The organism is Streptomyces sp. AcH 505, from assembly GCF_000818175.1.
Lineage (GTDB): Bacteria > Actinomycetota > Actinomycetes > Streptomycetales > Streptomycetaceae > Streptomyces.
In genome coordinates this window covers 3,736,042-3,754,888 of the sequence record NZ_JTIY01000001.1, presented here as the reverse complement: position 1 = coordinate 3,754,888, position 18,847 = coordinate 3,736,042, and the positions used below count along the sequence as shown (strand labels likewise).

13 protein-coding genes are annotated in these 18,847 nt (G+C 71.1%); 8 read left to right on the top strand and 5 right to left on the bottom strand.

Features of this window, described 5'->3' with window-relative positions:
* The first annotated feature begins 93 nt into the window (after window positions 1–93).
* Together HY68_RS17120 and HY68_RS17115 are read left to right on the top strand one after the other, a co-directional pair.
* Entirely contained in the window at window positions 94–1,329 is a 1,236-nt protein-coding gene (locus HY68_RS17120) for a GNAT family N-acetyltransferase (protein WP_041989731.1), read from the top strand.
* Between the two features lie 237 nt (window positions 1,330–1,566).
* Complete coding sequence (locus tag HY68_RS17115) at window positions 1,567–2,361, top strand: putative protein N(5)-glutamine methyltransferase (protein ID WP_041989729.1); 795 nt, start codon at window positions 1,567–1,569, stop codon at window positions 2,359–2,361.
* 181 nt (window positions 2,362–2,542) lie between these two features.
* Here HY68_RS17115 and HY68_RS17110 read toward each other — a convergent pair whose 3' ends face one another.
* Together HY68_RS17110 and HY68_RS17105 are read right to left on the bottom strand one after the other, a co-directional pair.
* Window positions 2,543–3,376 (bottom strand): DNA-formamidopyrimidine glycosylase family protein, encoded by an 834-nt coding sequence (locus HY68_RS17110; protein ID WP_041989726.1) that lies wholly within the window; start codon window positions 3,374–3,376, stop codon window positions 2,543–2,545.
* A 135-nt stretch (window positions 3,377–3,511) separates the two neighbouring features.
* A complete protein-coding gene (locus HY68_RS17105) occupies window positions 3,512–4,000 on the bottom strand; it encodes a ribose-5-phosphate isomerase (protein WP_041989723.1) in 489 nt (162 codons plus the stop codon).
* Between the two features lie 102 nt (window positions 4,001–4,102).
* On the opposite strand from HY68_RS17105, the gene HY68_RS17100 reads away from it, so the two are divergent.
* Window positions 4,103–5,656: an amino acid permease gene (locus tag HY68_RS17100; RefSeq protein WP_078863651.1), complete on the top strand. Its 1,554-nt coding sequence runs from the start codon at window positions 4,103–4,105 to the stop codon at window positions 5,654–5,656.
* Here the strand turns inward: HY68_RS17100 and HY68_RS17095 are convergent.
* Window positions 5,555–6,139: a biotin transporter BioY gene (locus tag HY68_RS17095; protein ID WP_041989720.1), complete on the bottom strand. Its 585-nt coding sequence runs from the start codon at window positions 6,137–6,139 to the stop codon at window positions 5,555–5,557. The genes HY68_RS17100 and HY68_RS17095 overlap by 102 nt on opposite strands.
* A gap of 192 nt (window positions 6,140–6,331) precedes the next feature.
* Complete coding sequence (locus tag HY68_RS17090) at window positions 6,332–6,964, bottom strand: DsbA family protein (protein ID WP_041989717.1); 633 nt, start codon at window positions 6,962–6,964, stop codon at window positions 6,332–6,334.
* Between the two features lie 134 nt (window positions 6,965–7,098).
* Here HY68_RS17090 and pepN (HY68_RS17085) point away from each other — a divergent pair, with 134 nt between their 5' ends.
* The 4 genes from pepN (HY68_RS17085) to HY68_RS17070 all read left to right on the top strand — a co-directional run bounded on the left by pepN (HY68_RS17085) (window position 7,099) and on the right by HY68_RS17070 (window position 15,577).
* Entirely contained in the window at window positions 7,099–9,717 is a 2,619-nt protein-coding gene (gene pepN / locus HY68_RS17085; protein WP_041989714.1) for an aminopeptidase N, read from the top strand.
* 116 nt (window positions 9,718–9,833) lie between these two features.
* The gene (locus HY68_RS17080) at window positions 9,834–10,919 is read left to right on the top strand and encodes a hypothetical protein (RefSeq protein ID WP_041989712.1); all 1,086 of its coding nucleotides are present in this window, start codon (window positions 9,834–9,836) and stop codon (window positions 10,917–10,919) included.
* A 155-nt stretch (window positions 10,920–11,074) separates the two neighbouring features.
* A complete protein-coding gene (locus HY68_RS17075; RefSeq protein WP_041989711.1) occupies window positions 11,075–14,398 on the top strand; it encodes a S8 family serine peptidase in 3,324 nt (1,107 codons plus the stop codon).
* 150 nt (window positions 14,399–14,548) lie between these two features.
* Window positions 14,549–15,577, top strand: a complete 1,029-nt coding sequence (locus HY68_RS17070) for an aspartate-semialdehyde dehydrogenase (protein WP_041989709.1) — start codon at window positions 14,549–14,551, stop codon at window positions 15,575–15,577.
* Between the two features lie 58 nt (window positions 15,578–15,635).
* On the opposite strand, the gene HY68_RS17065 is transcribed toward HY68_RS17070, so the two are convergent.
* Window positions 15,636–16,133, bottom strand: coding sequence for a DUF1203 domain-containing protein (locus HY68_RS17065; RefSeq protein WP_041989707.1), 498 nt, complete (start codon window positions 16,131–16,133; stop codon window positions 15,636–15,638).
* Window positions 16,134–16,259: 126 nt separating this feature from the next.
* Here HY68_RS17065 and pepN (HY68_RS17060) point away from each other — a divergent pair, with 126 nt between their 5' ends.
* Window positions 16,260–18,827 (top strand): aminopeptidase N, encoded by a 2,568-nt coding sequence (gene pepN, locus HY68_RS17060; protein ID WP_041996359.1) that lies wholly within the window; start codon window positions 16,260–16,262, stop codon window positions 18,825–18,827.
* The last annotated feature ends 20 nt before the right edge of the window (window positions 18,828–18,847 follow it).

The window sequence follows — 18,847 nt, the reverse complement described above, 5'->3', positions numbered from 1 at the left end:
TCGATCCGGTCGCCCGTCGTGCAGGGGGACCCCCATGACATTGTGTTCGAAATCGGGTCGCCTTGTCACCGTAACCCCTGGTACTGATGGCATATGACCAAAGAGCTGCGGGTGCTGCGCACGTCGGAATGGGACCGTTGGTACGAGGCGTTCTTGCTCGCCTTCGGCGGGGCCGGGGAGTCCGCCGAGGAACAGGCGCTGTGGGCAGGGCTGGCGGAACACGACCGCTTCATCGGCGTCTGGGACGGCGACGAATGCGTGGGTACGGCAGGGGCGTTCAGCTTCCGGGTGACCGTGCCCGGCGGCGCTTCGGTGCCCGCCGCCGGCGTGACCATGGTGAGCGTGGGGGCGACGCACCGGCGGCAGGGCGTGCTCACGTCGATGATGCGCCGGCAGCTCGACGACGTACGGGAGTGGGGCGAACCGCTCGCGGTGCTGACCGCGTCGGAGCCGCCGATCTACGGGCGGTTCGGGTACGGCGCCGCGACGCAGAAGCTCTCGCTGGACATCGACTCGTCGCGGGTGCGGGTCGACGCGCCGCTGGGGACCGACGGCGTACGGCTGCGCCGCGCGCGGTCCACCGATCCGGAGGTGCAGCGTGTCTGTGAGGAGCTGTACGCGGCGGACGTCGCTGTCCGCCCCGGTATGACGGCCCGCACGGCCGGGTGGGACCGGGTGCAGTTCTTCGACCCCGCGGACGACCGGCACGGCAAGTCGGCGTTGCAGTGCGTGCTGGCCGAACGGGACGGCGAGAGCGTCGGGTTCGTGCTGTTCCAGACCAAACCGGAGTTCGACACCAGAGGGCCCAAGGGCACGGTCCATCTCCATCATCTGCACGCGCGGGACGCGGCGGCGTACGCGGCGCTGTGGCGCTTCCTCTTCGACATCGATCTGACGTCCACGGTCAGCGTGAACAACCGCCCGGCCGACGACGCGATCCAGCATCTGGTCTCCGACGTGCGGCGCAGCAGCATGCTGCTGCGGGACGGGCTGTATGTGCGGCTCGTCGAGGTGGGTGCGGCGCTCGAAGCCCGCACGTACCAGGCGCCGGTGGATGTGGTGATCGAGGTCGAGGACAGTTTCTGCCCCTGGAACGAGGGGCGTTGGCGGCTCTCCGGTGACGCGAAGGGCGCGTCCTGCGAGCGCACGGCCGATCCGGCGGAGCTGTCCCTCTCGGCGCGGGAGCTGGGCGCCGCCTATCTGGGCGGGGTGACGCTGTCGTCGCTGGCGCGGGCCGGCCGGGTGCGGGAGCTGCGGGAGGGCGCGCTGGCCGCCGCTTCGCCCGCGTTCGCCTCGGACATCGCGCCCTGGCTGCCGCACGGCTTCTGAGCGGTTCCGCTGAGCGGTTCCGGTGAGCGGTTCCGGTGAGCGGTTCCGGGCGGCGGGCGGCGGGGGCCGCTCGGGTAGAGTGAGGGCGTCTTCAGACACGTACGACCGAGGAGGTGGGACCCATTACCGCTGGCGCAGGCCGGGTGTCCCTCTCCCACGGCAGCGCGGTACATCCGGCGTAGCCGGGCCCGCGCACCGGGGCCGAGGGAGCGCTCGCAGGCTTCCCGAAAGGCTTCCATGTCGACCTCACCGTCACCCCTTCCGCTCTCCGCCGTTGTCACCAGGCTCCGGGCCGCCGGCTGTGTCTTCGCCGAGGACGAGGCGGAGTTGATCCTCTCCACCGCCGCTTCACCCGCCGATCTCACCGCGATGGTGGAGCGGCGGGCCGCCGGACTCCCCCTCGAACATGTCCTCGGCTGGGCCGAGTTCTGCGGGCTGCGGATCGCCGTCGACCCCGGCGTCTTCGTACCGCGCAGGCGCACCGAGTTCCTGGTCCAGCAGGCGGCCGAACTCGCCGGCGCGGGCTCCGTCATCGTCGATCTGTGCTGCGGTTCGGGGGCGCTCGGCGCCGCGCTCGCCGCGCGCCCCGAACAGCGTGCGGCGGAGCTGTACGCCGCCGACATCGACCCCGTCGCCGTCCGGTGCGCGCGGCGCAATGTGGCGGCGGCCGGCGGATCGGTCTACGAGGGCGATCTGTACGAGCCGCTGCCCGCGTCGCTCAGGGGCCGGGTCGACGTCCTGCTGGCCAATGTGCCGTACGTGCCCACCGAGGAGATCGAACTGCTGCCGCAGGAGGCCCGGGTGCACGAGGCGCGGGTGGCGCTCGACGGCGGCGCGGACGGCCTCGACGTACTGCGCCGCGTGACGGCCGAGGCCGCGCGCTGGCTGGCGCCGGGCGGCCATCTGCTGTTCGAGACGAGCGAGCGGCAGACGGCGCGCGCGGTGGCCACGGTCGCGCGCGACGGTCTCAAGCCACGGGTGGCGGGCTGCGAGGAGCTGTTCGCCACCGTCGTCATCGGCACCCGGGCCTGACGTCCCCAGGTCGTGTCCGCGAAGTCTCGTCTGGCTCGCGATGCCCGGCACGCACGCTCGCGGCGTTGCCGACATGCCCAAGTAGCTCCGCTACGAGGGCACATCGGCGCCTTGCGACCGCACGCACCAGCCCCCGCGAGCCCCGCCCAAAGGGCGGACGACGATACTTCGCGGACACTCCCTAGTCCCGCTGGCAGTTGGGGCACCAGAAGAGGTTCCGGGCGGCGAGGGGCGCCGTCCGGATCTCGGTGCCGCACAGCAGGCAGGGCAGCAGCGCCCTGCGGTAGACGTAGACCTCGCCGCCGTGGTCGTCGACCCGGGGAGGGCGGCCCATCGCCTCGGGGGTGTGTTCGGGGCGGACGGTGTCGATGCGGTTGTTCCGTACGCCTTCGCGCATCAGTCCGATCAGATCGGCCCAGACGGCGTGCCACTCGTCGTGGCCGAGGTCCTTGCCGGCGCGGTAGGGGTCGATGCCGTGCCGGAACAGGACCTCGGCGCGGTAGACGTTGCCAACGCCGGCGATGACCTTCTGGTCCATCAACAGTGCGGCGACGGTGACCCGGGAGCGGGAGATCCGCTCCCACGCCTTCTCGCCGTACGCCTCGGCCGCTTCGGGATCGTCGGCGGCGGCGCGCAGCGGGTCGGGGCCGAGGCGGTCGTGTATCGCCTGCTTCTCCGGCTCGGTGATCAGGGCGCAGGTGGTGGGGCCGCGCAGGTCCATGTACGCCGTGTCGTCCGCGATACGCAGCCGGACGGTGTCCGTGGGCGGCGGGAGCGGCGGGGCGCCGAAGTGCACCTTGCCGAAGAGGCCGAGATGGACATGGACCCAGCCGGCGCCGCCGAAGCCGAGGAAGAGGTGTTTCCCGTGGGCGTCGGCGCCCTCCATGACCCGCCCGTCGAGTAGCGCCGCGCTGTCGGAGAACTTGCCCTGCGGGCTGCTGACCCGGACCGGCCGGCCGCCGAAGCGGTCGATGTGGTCCGCGGCGAGACGGTGGATCGTATGCCCTTCCGGCACGAAGACTCCTGAGCGACGGCGAACTGACGGTGCCGCCGGGCGCACGGCCCGGCGGCACGGTGGGACTCGGTGGGGCGAGGCGGGGGCGGGGACGGGCAGGGAGTGTCCGCCCGGACGAGACCGCGCGGACGCGACCTAGCCCTGCTGCGGGTGGTGCGCGGGGATCGGGGGGAGTTCGCCCGTCGCCTCGTACCGCTCCAGCATCTCGATCCGGCGCGCGTGGCGTTCGGCGCCCGAGTACGGGGTCTTGAGGAAGACCTCGACGAAGGAGGTCGCCTCGTCGAGGCTGTGCATCCGGCTGCCGACCGCCATCACGTTCGCGTTGTTGTGCTCGCGGCCCAGCTCGGCGGTCTCCTCGCTCCAGGCCAGTGCGGCCCGTACGCCCTTGACCTTGTTGGCGGCGATCTGCTCGCCGTTGCCCGAGCCGCCGATCACGATGCCGAGGCTGCCCGGGTCGGCAGCGGTGCGCTGCGCCGTGCGCAGGCAGAACGGCGGGTAGTCGTCCTGGGCGTCGTAGATGTGGGGTCCGCAGTCGACGGGCTCATGGCCGTGGGCCGTGAGCCAGGCGACGAGGTGGGCCTTGAGTTCGAAGCCGGCATGGTCGGAGCCGAGGTACACGCGCATGAGGTGAGTGTGGCATGCGCGACGTTGGGTAGCGCTACGGGGTGCCTGGCGCCAGTGCGGTGTCGGCATTGTCATGTACTGCTCTGGAATAAGGAATCGCATATGGCTCCCCTGCCTACCCCCACGAAGGAAGGCGGAGACCCCACCCAACCTGGGAATCCGCAATCGCCCGACGGCCTGCGGGCCGGCCTCAAGAACCGCCATCTGTCGATGATCGCGATCGGCGGTGTGATCGGGGCGGGGCTGTTCGTCGGCTCGGGCTCCGGTATCGCAGCGGCCGGGCCCGCCATCCTGCTGTCGTACGCGCTCGTCGGCGCGATGGTCGTGCTCGTCATGCGGATGCTGGGCGAGATGGCCGCCGCCCAACCGACGTCGGGCTCCTTCTCCGCCTACGCCGACCGGGCGCTCGGCCGCTGGGCCGGTTTCTCGATCGGCTGGCTCTACTGGTTCTTCTGGGTCGTGGTGCTGGCCGTCGAGGCGACGGCCGGCGCGGTGATCCTGGAGGGCTGGGTGCCCGCGGTGCCGCAATGGGCGTGGGCGCTGATCGTCATGGTCGTACTGACCGCGTCGAACCTCGCCTCGGTCGCCTCCTACGGCGAGTTCGAGTTCTGGTTCGCGGGTATCAAGGTCGTGGCGATCGGGGCGTTCGTCGTCATCGGGCTGCTGGCCGTCTTCGGCGTGCTGCCCGGTTCGCACAACGCGGGAGCCGGCTTCAGCCATCTCACCGACACCGGCGGGTTCCTGCCCAAGGGGCCCGGCGCGATCCTGACCGGGGTGCTGCTGGTCGTCTTCTCCTTCATGGGCAGCGAGATCGTCACGCTGGCCGCGGGTGAGTCGGCGGACCCGCGGGGCGCCGTGTCGAAGGCGACGAACAGCGTGATCTGGCGTATCGCGATCTTCTACCTCGGATCGATCTTCGTCGTGCTGACGCTCGTCCCCTGGAACGACAAGTCCATCGAGAAGGACGGCTCGTACGTGGCGGCCCTCAACTCGATCGGGCTGCCGCACGCGGGCGACATCATGAACGTCATCGTGCTCACGGCCGTGCTGTCCTGTCTCAACTCCGGTCTCTACACGGCGTCCCGGATGGCGTTCTCGCTGGGACGGCGCAAGGACGCACCCGTGGCCTTCGCCCGGATCAACAAGCGCGGGGTGCCGCAGGTGGCGATCCTGTCGTCCGTGCTCTTCGGCTTCCTCGCCGTCTGGTTCAACTACCAGTGGCCCGACACGGTGTTCCAGTTCCTGCTCAACTCGTCCGGGGCCGTGGCGCTCTTCGTGTGGCTGGTCATCTGCTGCACCCAGCTGCGGATGCGCGGCATCATCCTGCGGGAGAACCCGGACAAGCTCGTCGTGCGGATGTGGCTGTTCCCGTATCTGACCTGGGCGACGATCGTGATGATCGTGTTCGTCCTCGTCTACATGCTCACCGACGACTCCGGGCGCGACCAGGTGCTGCTGTCGCTGCTGGTGGCGGCGATCGTGGTGGCCGTCGCGCTGGTACGGGACCACCGCAGGCGGCAGAACGGCGGCGCGCCCGGCGCGGGAGCGGCGGGGTCAGCCCTTGCGGTTGACGAACGTCCAGGCGGCGGGGAAGGCACCGGTCGCAAGAGCGGCCTTCAGCCCGTCGCCGAGCAGGAAGGGCACAAGGCCGGCTGATATCGCCGCGCTCGCCGACATGCCGGTGGACACCGCCAGATACGGCACGCCCACCGCGTAGATGACCGCCGAGCCCAGCACCATCGTGGCCGCCGTGCGCAGCGCGGAGCGGTCGCCGCCGCGCTCGGCCAGCGCACCGACGGCGGCGGCCGCGAGCAGCATGCCGAAGACATAGCCGAGGGAGGCGCCGCCGGGGCCGGAGCTGCCGGCCGAGAACCACGGCACGCCCGCGAGACCGACGAGGGTGTAGACGGCGAGGGAGAGGAAGCCCCTGCGGGCGCCCAGCGCCGTACCGACGAGGAGCGCAGCGAACGTCTGGCCGGTGACCGGCACGGGCGATCCGGGCACGGTGACGGAGAGCTGCGCCGCCACGCCGGTGAGCGCGGCGCCGCCGAGCACCAGCGCGATGTCGCGGGTGCGGGTGGCCGGCAGGAGGTCGGCGAGGACCGCTCCGGTACGGGGGGCTGCGGCAGCGGTGCTCATCGGGACTCCGGGGAGGTGCGGGGGCGGTTACGGTCAGCCTGACGGTAACGTACCCGCTCGCGCCGCGGCGCCGTCAGTTGTCCACAAAGCCGAGGTCAGAGCGTTGTCGGGGGCCCAACAACACCGGGCCCCCGCCGTGTCCGCGGGAGCCCGGTGCCGTCCGGTGCTGTCATGTGCCGTCCGTGGGAGAGGTCAGTCGAAGACCGGGCCCTGCGTCCTGGTGCGCTTGAGCTCGTAGAAGCCGGGGATCGAGGCGACCAGCAGCGTGCCGTCCCAGAGCTTGAGCGCCTCCTCGCCCTTCGGGGCGGGCGTGACGACCGGGCCGAAGAAGGCGACCTGCTCGCCGTCGGCGCCGGGGACGGCGATGACGGGGGTGCCGACCTCCTGGCCGACCTTGTCGATGCCTTCCTGGTGGGAGGCGCGCAGCTCGGTGTCGTACGTGTCGGAGTCGGCGTAGTCGAGCAGGTCGGCGGGGAGGTCGACGTCCTTGAGCGCGGCGGCGATGGCCTCGCGGGTCGGGCCCTCGCCGTTGACGTGGATGTGCGTGCCGAGCGCCGTGTAGAGCTTGCCCACGACCTCGTCGCCGTGCTTCTGCTGGGCGGCGATGACGACACGGACCGGCGCCCACGCCTTCGTCGCCATCATGTCGCGGTACTCCTCGGGCATCTCGTCGAGGCGCGGCTCGTTCAGCACGGCCAGGCTCATGACGTGCCAGCGGATGTCGAGGTCACGGCCCTTCTCCACTTCGAGCACCCAGCGCGAGGTCATCCAGGCCCAGGGGCACAGCGGGTCGAACCAGAAGTCGACGGGGGTCTTCTCGGACATGTCTCTCCTCTTACGGACTGCGGATACACCTCGCTGCGGCAACGTACCGGGCGGCCCGGCGCATTCCCCTTCGCCCCCTGTCAGCACCGCGTGCGAGGATCGGTCCTGTTCGTACGAGTCCCGAAGGAGTGTCCGTGCCCGGTGAGAATCTGTCCCGTGACGAGGCCCGCGAGCGGGCAGCCCTGCTGTCCGTGGACGGGTACGAGATCGCCCTCGACCTGCGCTCGGCGCTCGACGCGGAGCCGGGAGCGCAGGACGCGCCCGCCGCGTCCGGTGTGCCCGCGGGTGCGGCAGGGCCCCGTACGTTCCGGTCGGTGACGACGATCCGCTTCCGGTGCGCCGAGCCCGGGGCCGCGAGCTTCGCGGATCTGATCGCCCCGTCGGTGACGGCCCTGTCGCTGAACGGGCGCGAGCTGGACCCCGCGGCCGTCTTCGACGGCTCCCGGATCGCGCTCGACGGCCTCCAGACGGAGAACGTGCTGGTGGTGGACGCGCAGTGCGCGTACAGCCGTACGGGCGAGGGCATGCACCGCTTCGTCGACCCGGAGGACGGCGAGGTCTATCTGTACACGCAGTACGAACCGGCCGACGCGCGGCGGGTGTTCGCCAACTTCGAGCAGCCCGACCTCAAGGCGCCGTACCTGTTCGAGGTGACGGCCCCCGACGGCTGGCAGGTCTGGAGCAACGGCGCCGGGACCCTGACCGACGGGGTGTGGCGGTTCGCGGAGACGAAGCCGATCTCGACGTACATCACGGCGGTCGTCGCCGGCCCGTACCACTACGTGAGCGACACCTACCGGCGCGCCCTGCCGGACGGCTCGACGCTGGAGATCCCGCTCGGCGCGATGTGCCGCAAGGGCCTGGCCCGGCACTTCGACGCGGACGACGTCTTCCTGCTCACCAAGCAGGGCCTGGACTTCTTCCACGACAACTTCGACTACCCGTACCCGTTCGGCAAGTACGACCAGGCTTTCGTGCCGGAGTACAACCTGGGCGCGATGGAGAATCCCGGGCTCGTCACCTTCCGCGAGGAGTACATCTACCGGGGCAAGGTCACCCAGGCGTCGTACGAGCGCCGGGCCAATGTGATCCTGCACGAGATGGCGCACATGTGGTTCGGCGACCTGGTCACCATGCGGTGGTGGGACGACCTGTGGCTGAAGGAGTCCTTCGCCGACTACATGGGCGTGTTCGCGATGGTGGAGGCCACCCGCTTCACCAATGGCTGGACGACCTTCGCCAACAACCGCAAGGCGTGGGCGTACCGCGCCGACCAGCTGCCGTCCACCCACCCGATCACGGCCGACATCCGTGACCTGGAGGACGCGAAGCTCAACTTCGACGGGATCACGTACGCGAAGGGCGCCTCGGTGCTCAAGCAGCTGGTCGCCTACGTCGGCAGGGACGCCTTCCTGGAGGGCGCCAGGCGCTACTTCAAGCGGCACGCGTACGGCAACACCCGCCTTGAGGACCTGCTGGCCGTGCTGACGGAGACCTCCGGCCGGGACCTGGCGGCCTGGTCGCGGGCCTGGCTGGAGACGGCGGGCGTCAACTCCCTGACCCCGCAGGTCGTGTACGACGGCGAGGACCGGATCACGGAACTGGCCATCGTCCAGGACGCGGCGGAGGCGTGGCCCGAACTGCGGCCGCACCGGGTGGCGATCGGCCTCTACCGGCGCACACCGGACGGCGGCCTCGACCGGTTCGCCCGTACGGAGACCGATGTCGTCGGCCCCCGTACGGTCGTGCCGGAGCTGGCGGGCGCCGAGCGGCCCGAGCTGATCCTGGTCAACGACGACGACCTGACGTACTGCAAGATCCGCTTCGACGCCGGTTCGCTGGACACCCTGCGCGCGCGGCTCGGTGAGCTGACCGACCCGCTGGCGCGCGCCCTGTGCTGGTCGGCGCTGTGGAACCTGACCCGGGACGCCCTGATGCCCGCCCGCGACTTCATCGCGCTGGTGCTCGCCCACGCGGGCCGGGAGAGCGACATCGGGGTGCTCCAGATGCTGCACGCCTGGGCGCGGTCCGCGCTGACCCGGTACGCGGCGCCGCAGTGGCGCGCGGAGGGCGGGCAGTTGCTCGCCGAGGGCGCGCTGAGCGAGCTGCGTACGGCGGAGCCGGGCAGCCAGCACCAGCTGACCTGGGCGCGGTTCCTGGCCGCCGTCGCCGCTTCGGACTCCGACTTCCAGCTGCTGCGCGGGCTGCTGGCGGGCTCGGCCAAGATCGACGGTCTCGATGTCGACCAGGAGCTGCGCTGGACGGTCCTCGAACCGCTCGTGGCGCACGGCCTGGCCGACGAGTCGGACGTCGCGGCCGAACTGGCCCGCGACGACACGGCGTCGGGCAAGCGGCACCAGGTGCGGTGCCTGGCGGCCCGGCCGTCCGCCGCCGTCAAGGCGCAGGCGTGGGCGCAGGTCGTCGAGTCGGACGTCCTGTCGAACGCGCTGGTGGAGGCGACGATCGCGGGCTTCGCCCAGCCCGGCCAGCGGGAGCTGATCGCGCCGTACGCGGAGCGGTACTTCGAGGCGATCGAGCGGGTGTGGTCGGAGCGTTCGATCCAGATCGGCATGGACGTGGTGAAGGGCCTGTACCCCGATCTCAAGGACGACCCTTCGACGCTCGAAGCGACGCGGGCCTGGCTCGCCGCGCACGAGGACGCGGCGCCGGCGCTGCGCAGGCTGGTGACGGAGGCGGCCGACGACCTGGCGCGGTCCCTGCGCGGTCAGGAGTGCGACGCCGCCGCCGCGTGAGCGGCAGAACGTGATCGGCAGTCGAACGTCCGTACTTTAGGACGAGCTTGTCCGGTTATGTCGACGAACGCGTAACAGGGGTTAGCGGAGGGTGAGCGCGCGGGGAGACCCGGGACATGAACAACAACACCCCCGTCACCCCCTGCCCCTTGAGCCACCTCACCGAAGGCGTGCGGCTGCGCGTGCTGTCGCTCGCCCAGCTCCGCGAGCACGGCGTGCCCGCCGCCAAGGCGCACGCGCAGTGCAGGCCCGACGGCCCCTGGCAGCAACTGCTGCCGGGGGTCTGTCTGTTGCACCAGGGGCCGCCGACCGGCGAGGAGCGGCTGCACGCCGCGCTGCTGTACGCGGGCCGGCCGAGCCCCGAGGGTGCGGCGGGGGTTCCCACGCAACCGTCGGACGGGTCCCGGGCCGCCGACGGGCCCCGGCCGGCCGCCGACTTCCCGTACGGCGCCGCGATGATCACCGGTCTCGCCGCGCTGGCGCTGTACGGCTTCGAGTCGGCGCCCTCGCCGCGCGCCCTCGACACCGTCGACGTGCTCGTGGCGCGCACCCGGCGGCTGCGCTCCACGGGCTTCGCCCGGCTGATCCGTACACATGCCCTGCCCCGGCCCGTTTCGCTCACCGGTGTGCCGGTCGCGCCGGTGGCGCGTGCGGTGGCCGACGCGGTCGCCGACCTGTCGGAAGCGGCGGCGGTCGGGCTGCTGCTGGCCGAGGCCGTACGCGGCGGCTACTGCGAACCGTCGGCGCTGGTCCGGGAGTTGAACCAGGCGAGGCTGCTGGCCCGGCCGCACGTGGTCGAGGCGGTGGACGCGCTGCTCGCCGAGGGCCGGGCACTGGCGGAGGGCCGGCTGTACGAGATGGTGTTCCTGAACGGGCTGCCCGACCCGGTGTGGAACGTGGAACTGCGGCTGCCCGGCGGTCCTTCGCTGGGCTGCGTGGACGCGTACTGGCCGGAACAGGCCGTCGCCGTCGAGTTGGACACCCGGGCGCCCCGGCAGGGTGGTGCGGGCGAGGACGAGGCGCTGTGGTCGCGGTACGCGCGCAAGCGCGAGCACCTGGAGCGGCTGGGTGTCACGGTCGTCCATCTCACCCCCCGCAAGCTGCGCGAATCGCTCGACCAGCAGGCCACGGTGGTGCGTACGGCACTGAGCGCGGCGGACGACCGCGATCCCGCCGCATACGTACGCGTCCTGCCCAGGTGACCGGTTCGTCCCCCTTGGCGTGGGAGTGACGGTGGCGGGTCTCCGCCATGTCCAGATCACGTAGCTGTCAACCCTGCACAAATCCCTGTCGATTAGGTAAAGCTGAGCGGTCATCCGGTGCCGAAATCCGGACTGTTCCTTTACACAACACAGGGATGCTGATGACCTCCGAATCCGAGAGATCCATATCCGGGCCGAGACGCGTGTCCCGGGTCGCGGCTGCCGCCGGACTGGCGGCAGCGCTGATCGCCTCCGGTGCTGTGCCCGCGTTCTCAGCGACGGGCGCCGACGACCCGGCCGCCCGCCCGAACGTCAAGCCGAGCGTCTCCCCCTCCGACAAACTCGGGGCGGTCGACGCCGACGTACTCGCCAAGGCCGAGGCCACGGGCGAGAAGAACGTCACGCTGATGGTCGCGACGGCGCCCGGGGCGACCGAGCAGGTCGCCGGTCAACTCGACGCCGTGCAGGGCGCTTCGGTCGGCAAGACGTACGACAAGCTCGGATACGTACGCGCCACGCTGCCGACCTCCAGGGCGAAGGCCGCGATCAAGGCGGCGTCGAAGCTCTCCTCCGTCCAGGGCATCGATCTCAAGCAGGAGATCAAGCTGGACGACCCGTCGCCCGCCGGTACCACGGCCGACGGGGCGAAGGCGGCCAAGGGTAAGAACTCGGCCACCAAGACCTACCCCGGCCCGGACAAGCACACCCCGGCGAAGAACCCGTACAACCCCTCCTTCGAGACCGGCGCCGTCGACTTCGTCAAGCAGCATCCCAAGGCGGACGGCCGCGGCGTCACCATCGGCATCCTCGACTCCGGCATCGACCTGGGGCACCCCGCACTGCAGAAGACCAGCACCGGCGCCCGCAAGGTCGTCGACTGGGTCACCTCCACCGACCCGGTGGCCGACGGCGACGCCACCTGGCGCCGGATGAACACCGCTGTCAGCGGGCCGGTGTTCACGGCCGCGGGCCGTACCTGGAAGGCCCCCGCCGGCTCGTTCGACTACAGCACCTTCTCCGAGGCGGCCACCCTCGGCGGTGACGAGGCGGGCGACCTCAACAGGGACGGCGACACGACCGACACCTGGGGCGTGCTCTACGACCCGGCCAAGGGCACCGTGCGCGTCGACCTCAACAACAACGCCGACTTCACCGACGACACCGCGATGAAGCCGTACAAGGACAAGTTCCAGATCGGCTACTTCGGCAAGGACGACCCGAGGACCGCGGTCGTCGAGCGCGTGCCGTTCGTCGTCGAGATCCGCAAGGACGTCGTCATCGACGCCGCGGGCACCACGTCCGACTACGTCAACATCGGTGTCATCCAGGCCGAGCACGGCACGCACGTCGGCGGCATCACCGCCGCCAACGGCCTGTTCGGCGGCAAGATGGACGGCGCGGCGCCCGGCGCCCAGCTCGTCTCGTCCCGCGCCTGCTCCTGGGGCGGCGGCTGCACCAACATCGCGCTGACCGAGGGCATGCTCGACCTCGTCGCCAACCGCGGTGTGGACATCGTCAACATGTCCATCGGCGGGCTGCCCCCGCTGAACGACGCCAACAACGCGCGCACCCTGCTCTACACCCGGCTGATCGACACCTACGGTGTCCAGCTGGTCATCTCGGCGGGCAACGACGGCCCCGGCACCAACACCATCAGCGACCCGGCCCTGGCCGACAAGGTCATCTCCGTCGGCGCGACCATCTCCAAGGACACCTGGGCGGCCGACTACGGCTCCGGCGTGACCAAGAAGAACGCCATGATGCCCTTCTCCGCACGCGGCCCGCGCGAGGACGGCGGCCTCACGCCGACCATCAGCGCACCGGGCGCCGCGATCAACAGCACCCAGACCTGGCTGCCGGGCTCCCCGGTCGCCGAGGCCGGGTACCAGCTCCCGCCCGGCTACTCGATGCTCCAGGGCACCTCGATGGCCTCCCCGCAGGCGGCCGGCGCGAGCGCGCTGCTGCTCTCCGCCGCCAAGCAGAAGCACATCGACCTCACCCCGGCGCGCCTGCGCACCGCGCTCACCAGCAGCGCCAAGAAGATCGACGGCGTGCAGGCCCATGAGCAGGGCGCGGGCCTGATCGACGTCGTCGGCGCGTGGAAGTCCGTGCAGCGCGGCGTCGACGCCCACGAGTACGCGGTCAAGGCACCGGTCGACAGCGCGCTCGACTTCGCGCTCGTGGACCCGGGCTTCGGCCCCGGCATCTACGACCGCGAGGGCGGTCTGAAGGTCGGCAAGGCCAAGACGTACGACGTCACGATCACCCGCACCACGGGCCCCAAGGGCGCCCTGGAGCACCAGCTCAGCTGGAAGTACGACGACGGCACCTTCCGGCTGCTCAGCAGCGGCAAGGTGCGGCTGCCGCTGAACCAGCCGGTGACCGTGACCGTGCAGGCCAGGCCCGGTTCGACCGGTGTGCACAGCGCCATCCTGCAGGCCGACGACAAGCGCACGGAGGGGATCGACAAGCAGATCCTCGCCACCGTCGTCGTCTCCAAGGACCTGGTGAAGCCCGGCTACACGTTCTCGGCGTCCGGCTCGGTGCAGCGCAACTCCACCAAGTCGTACTTCATCACCGTCCCCGAGGGCGCGAAGTCCCTTGAGGTCGCCCTCGGCGGACTCGCCAAGGGCAGCCAGACCCGGTTCATCGCCATCCACCCGTACGGCGTTCCGGTCGACGACACCACGACGACCATGTGCTACCCGAACTATGTGAACCCGGCCAACGTCTGCCGTCCGGATCTGCGTTCGTACACGGACCCGCTGCCGGGCGTCTGGGAGATCGAGGTCGAGGCGCGCCGCACGTCGCCGCTGCTCGACAACAAGTACAAGCTGGACGCGACCGTGCTCGGCGTCACCTTCGACCCGGCCGTGACCACCCTCCCCGAGGCCAAGATCGGCACCCCGACCCCGGTGGAGTGGAAGGTCACCAACGGGTTCGCGCCGATCGACGGCAAGCTCTCCGGCGGCTCGCTCGGCTCCGCGAAGGTGGACCGTCCGACGATCGCGCAGGGCGAGCAGCAGGTGACCACCGTCACCGTTCCCGCGGGCGCCGAGCGGCTCGACGTCGCGATCGGCAACCCCGCAGACACGGGCGCCGACCTGGACCTGACCGTCCTCAAGGACGGCGTGACGGTCGGGCAGTCGGCGGACGGCGACTCGGAGGAGGCCGTCAGTCTGGCCGAGCCCGCGGCCGGTACGTACACGATCCTGGTGGACGGCTACTCCGTACCCACCGGGTCGACCGCCTTCGACTACCGCGACGTGTACTACTCGGCGTCGCTCGGTTCGATCCAGGTGGACGAGGCGCAGCCGGTGAAGCTCGCCAACGGCGCCTCGGCGCAGGTCTCGGCCGATGTCGTGGTGAGCAGCGCGGCCCCCGAGGGCCGGCAGTTCTTCGGTGATGTCCGACTGCTGAACGCACGCGGCACGGTCGCGGGCTCCGGCAGCGTCGTCATCGAGAGCGTCACTCCGTAACACCCGCTGTCCAAGGGGGCGGGCGTCCGTGACGGGCGCCCGCCCTCCGGCATGTGGACAATGGAGTGGACAGGACGGGCCTGGTCAGACTCATCATGGAGCGGCAACCAGGCCGCTCGTTCGTGTACGTGTCCCTATGGAGGAGTCCCCGTGAAGGTCGGAATCGTCGGAGCCACCGGTCAGGTCGGCACTGTCCTGCGCAGGATCCTGGCCGAACGGAGCTTCCCGGTCACCGAGCTGCGGCTCTTCGCCTCCGCCCGGTCCGCGGGCTCCGCCCTCGACTGGCAGGGCGCGCCGGTCACGGTCGAGGACGCGTCGGCCGCCGACTACACCGGCCTCGACATCGTGATCTTCTCGGCCGGCGGCGCCACGTCGAAGGCGCTCGCCGAGAAGGTCGCGGGCCAGGGGGCCGTCGTGATCGACAACTCGTCCGCCTGGCGCCGCGACCCGCTGGTCCCGCTGGTGGTCTCCGAGGTCAACCCGCACGCCATCAAGGACCGCCCCAAGGGCATCATCGCCAACCCGAACTGCACGACGATGGCGGCGATGCCCGTGCTGCGCCCGCTGCACGACGAGGCCGGTCTGGTGGCCCTGGTCGCCACGACGTACCAGGCGGTCTCGGGCTCGGGGCTGGCCGGTGTCGCCGAGCTGCACGGCCAGGTGCAGAAGGTCGTCGCCGAGGCGGACAAGCTCACCCACGACGGCGGCGCGGTCGACTTTCCCGAACCGTCCGTCTACAAGCGCCCCATCGCCTTCAACGTGCTGCCGCTGGCCGGCTCGATCGTGGACGACGGGTCGTTCGAGACGGACGAGGAGCAGAAGCTCCGCAACGAGTCCCGCAAGATCCTGGAGATCCCGGAGCTGAAGGTCTCCGGGACCTGTGTGCGGGTGCCGGTCTTCTCCGGGCACTCCCTCCAGCTCAACGCCCGCTTCGAGCGGCCGGTCAGCGTGGCGCGCGCGTACGAGCTGCTGAAGGGCGCCCCCGGCGTGGAGCTGTCCGACATCCCGACCCCGCTTCAGGCAGCGGGCAAGGACGCGTCGTTCGTGGGCCGGATCCGCGACGACGAGACGGTGGTCAACGGTCTCGCGCTGTTCGTCTCGAACGACAACCTCCGCAAGGGCGCCGCGCTGAACGCGGTGCAGATCGCGGAGCTGGTCGCGGCCGAGCTGCGCGGCTGAGCCGCCCGGCCCTGTTCCCCCTGGCCGGTCCCGGCCGGTCCTGGCCGGTCCGGCCTGGTCAGTCCCTGCGCACCTCGTAGAGGAAGCAGCCGTACTCGACGGCCCGGACGTGGACGAGCGCCACGGCCGGGTCGGCGAAGGCCTCGGTGAACTTCTCGTCGAACGCCGCCTCAGCGGCGCGGGGGATCTCCAGCAGGCTGCCGCCGAGGATGTGCCCGTCGTAGCCGTAGCGCCGTACGGTGCGCAGCGCGCCGGGGGCGCCGAGCGGACAGCCGTCGCCGTCCGTGGGGCCCGGGCACTCCTCGGCGTGGATGAAGACGGGCCCCTGCTCGTCGTAGGCCCCCGGGGCGGCCGAGGTCTCGGCCGCCCAGCGGCGCAGCGGGGCGTAGGAGACGAGCGCGAGGCGTTCGCCGACCCGGCTGCGCCGCAGGCAGCAGCGCAGCGGGGCGCCGCCCTCGTCGTCGGTGAACGGGGCCAGGGGGCGGCCCGCGTCGTCGCGGTCACGGAGTTCCTTGAGTGCGGTCTGTCCGACCGGCCGTGCGTGGTAAGTGGTCACGGTACGAGCCTGGCCCGGCGGTACGGCCGTGACCGGCGGTTTTCGGACCTCGCTGTCCTGTTCCGTGGCCGGAGGCGGCGCGTGGAAGGATGGGCGGAAACGTCACGAACCGAGGAGATGACCCGGGTGCCTGGCACAAATCTGACCCGCGAAGAGGCGCAGGAGCGTGCGCGCCTCCTCACCGTTGACTCGTACGAGATCGACCTCGATCTCAGCGGCGCGCAGGAGGGCGGGACCTACCGGTCCGCGACCACGGTGCGCTTCCGGAGCGCGGAGGCCGGGGCGGAGACCTTCATCGATCTGGTGGCCCCCTCGGTACGCGAGGTCGTCCTGAACGGCACGCCGCTGGACGCGGAAGGCGTCTTCAAGGACTCCCGGATCGCCCTGGCGGGACTGCGCGAGGGCGACAACGAACTGACCGTCGTCGCGGACTGCGCCTACACCAACACCGGTGAGGGGCTGCACAGGTTCGTCGACCCGGTCGACGACCAGGCCTATCTGTACACGCAGTTCGAGGTGCCGGACGCCCGGCGGGTGTTCGCCTCGTTCGAGCAGCCGGACCTCAAGGCGACCTTCCGGTTCACGGTGACGGCGCCGCAGGGCTGGACCGTGGTGTCCAACTCCCCCACGCCCGAGCCGGCGGAGAACGTCTGGCGCTTCGAGCCGACGCCGCGCATCTCGTCGTACATCACCGCGCTGATCGTCGGCCCGTACCACTCGGTGCACAGCACGTACGAGCGCGACGGGCAGTCGGTGCCGCTCGGCGTCTACTGCCGGCCCTCGCTGGCCGAGTACCTCGACGCGGACGCGATCTTCGAGGTCACCCGGCTGGGCTTCGACTGGTTCCAGGAGAAGTTCGACTACGCGTACCCCTTCGCCAAGTACGACCAGCTCTTCGTACCGGAGTTCAACGCGGGCGCGATGGAGAACGCGGGCGCCGTGACCATCCGCGACCAGTACGTCTTCCGCTCGAAGGTGACGGACGCCGCGTACGAGGCACGTGCCGAGACGATCCTGCACGAGCTGGCGCACATGTGGTTCGGCGACCTCGTCACGATGGAGTGGTGGAACGACCTCTGGCTGAACGAGTCGTTCGCCACGTACACGTCGATCGCCTGTCTGTCGGACGCGCCGGGCTCGCGCTGGCCGAAGTCCTGGACGACGTTCGCCAACTCCATGAAGACCTGGGCCTACCGGCAGGACCAGCTGCCGTCGACGCACCCGATCATGGCGGAGATCCGTGACCTGGACGACGTCCTGGTCAACTTCGACGGGATCACGTACGCGAAGGGCGCCTCGGTACTGAAGCAGCTCGTCGCGTACGTCGGCAAGGACGAGTTCTTCCGTGGCGTGCAGGCGTACTTCAAGGCGCACGCGTTCGGGAACACCCGCCTGTCCGACCTGCTGGGCGCGCTGGAGGAGACGTCGGGCCGGGATCTGAAGACCTGGTCGAAGGCGTGGCTGGAGACGGCCGGCATCAACATCCTGCGCCCGGAGATCGAGCTGGACGCCGCGGGGAACGTGACGTCGTTCGCCGTACGGCAGGAGGCGCCCGCGCTCCCGGCCGGCGCGAAGGGCGAGCCCGTGCTGCGGCCGCACCGGATCGCGATCGGCTGCTACGACCTCGACGGTTCGGGCGCGCTCGTGCGCGGCAGCAGGATCGAGCTGGACGTGGAGGGCGAGCGCACGGAGGTGCCGTTCCCGCAGAACACGCCGCGCCCCGCCGTGATCCTGCTCAACGACGACGACCTGTCGTACGCGAAGGTCCGGCTGGACGAGGAGTCGCTGCGCGTCGTCACGGCGCACCTCGGCGACTTCGCCGAGTCACTGCCGCGCGCGCTGTCGTGGGCCTCGGCCTGGGACATGACGCGCGACGGCGAACTGGCCACGCGCGACTACCTGGCGCTGGTGCTGTCCGGCATCACGAAGGAGTCGGACATCGGTGTGGTGCAGTCCCTGCACCGCCAGGTGAAGCTGGCGCTGGACATGTACGCGGCGCCGGCCTGGCGTGAGACGGGCCTGACGCAGTGGACGGACGCCACGCTGGCGCATCTGCGCGCGGCCGAGCCGGCCGGCGACCACCAGCTCGCCTGGGCCCGCGCCTTCGCGGCGACGGCCCGCACCCCGCAGCAGCTGGACGTGCTGCAGGGCCTGCTGGACGGCACGGAGACGATCGAGGGCCTCGCGGTCGACACGGAGCTGCGCTGGGCGTTCGTCGAGCGGCTCGCCGCGGTCGGGCTGCACGACGAGGAGGAGATCGCGGCGGAGTACGAGCGCGACAAGACGGCGGCGGGCGAGCGCCACGCGGCGGCGGCGCGCTCGGCGCGGCCGACGGCCGAGGCGAAGGCCGAGGCGTGGGCGGCGGCGGTGGAGAGCGACAAGCTGCCGAACGCGGTGCAGGAGGCCGTGATCGACGGCTTCGTCCAGGCCGACCAGCGCGAGCTGCTGGCGCCGTACACGGAGAAGTACTTCGCGGCGGTGGCCGACGTGTGGGGCTCCCGCTCGCACGAGATGGCCCAGCAGGTCGCGCTCGGCCTGTACCCGGGCATCCAGGTCGAGGCGGCGACGCTGGAGGCGACGGACGCGTGGCTGGCTTCGGCGGGTCCGAACGCGGCGCTGCGCAGGCTGATGTCGGAGTCGCGCGCGGGCGTGGAGCGCGCGCTGCGGGCGCAGGCGGCGGACGCGCAGGCGTAGGCCCTGGCCGGCCGGGGCGG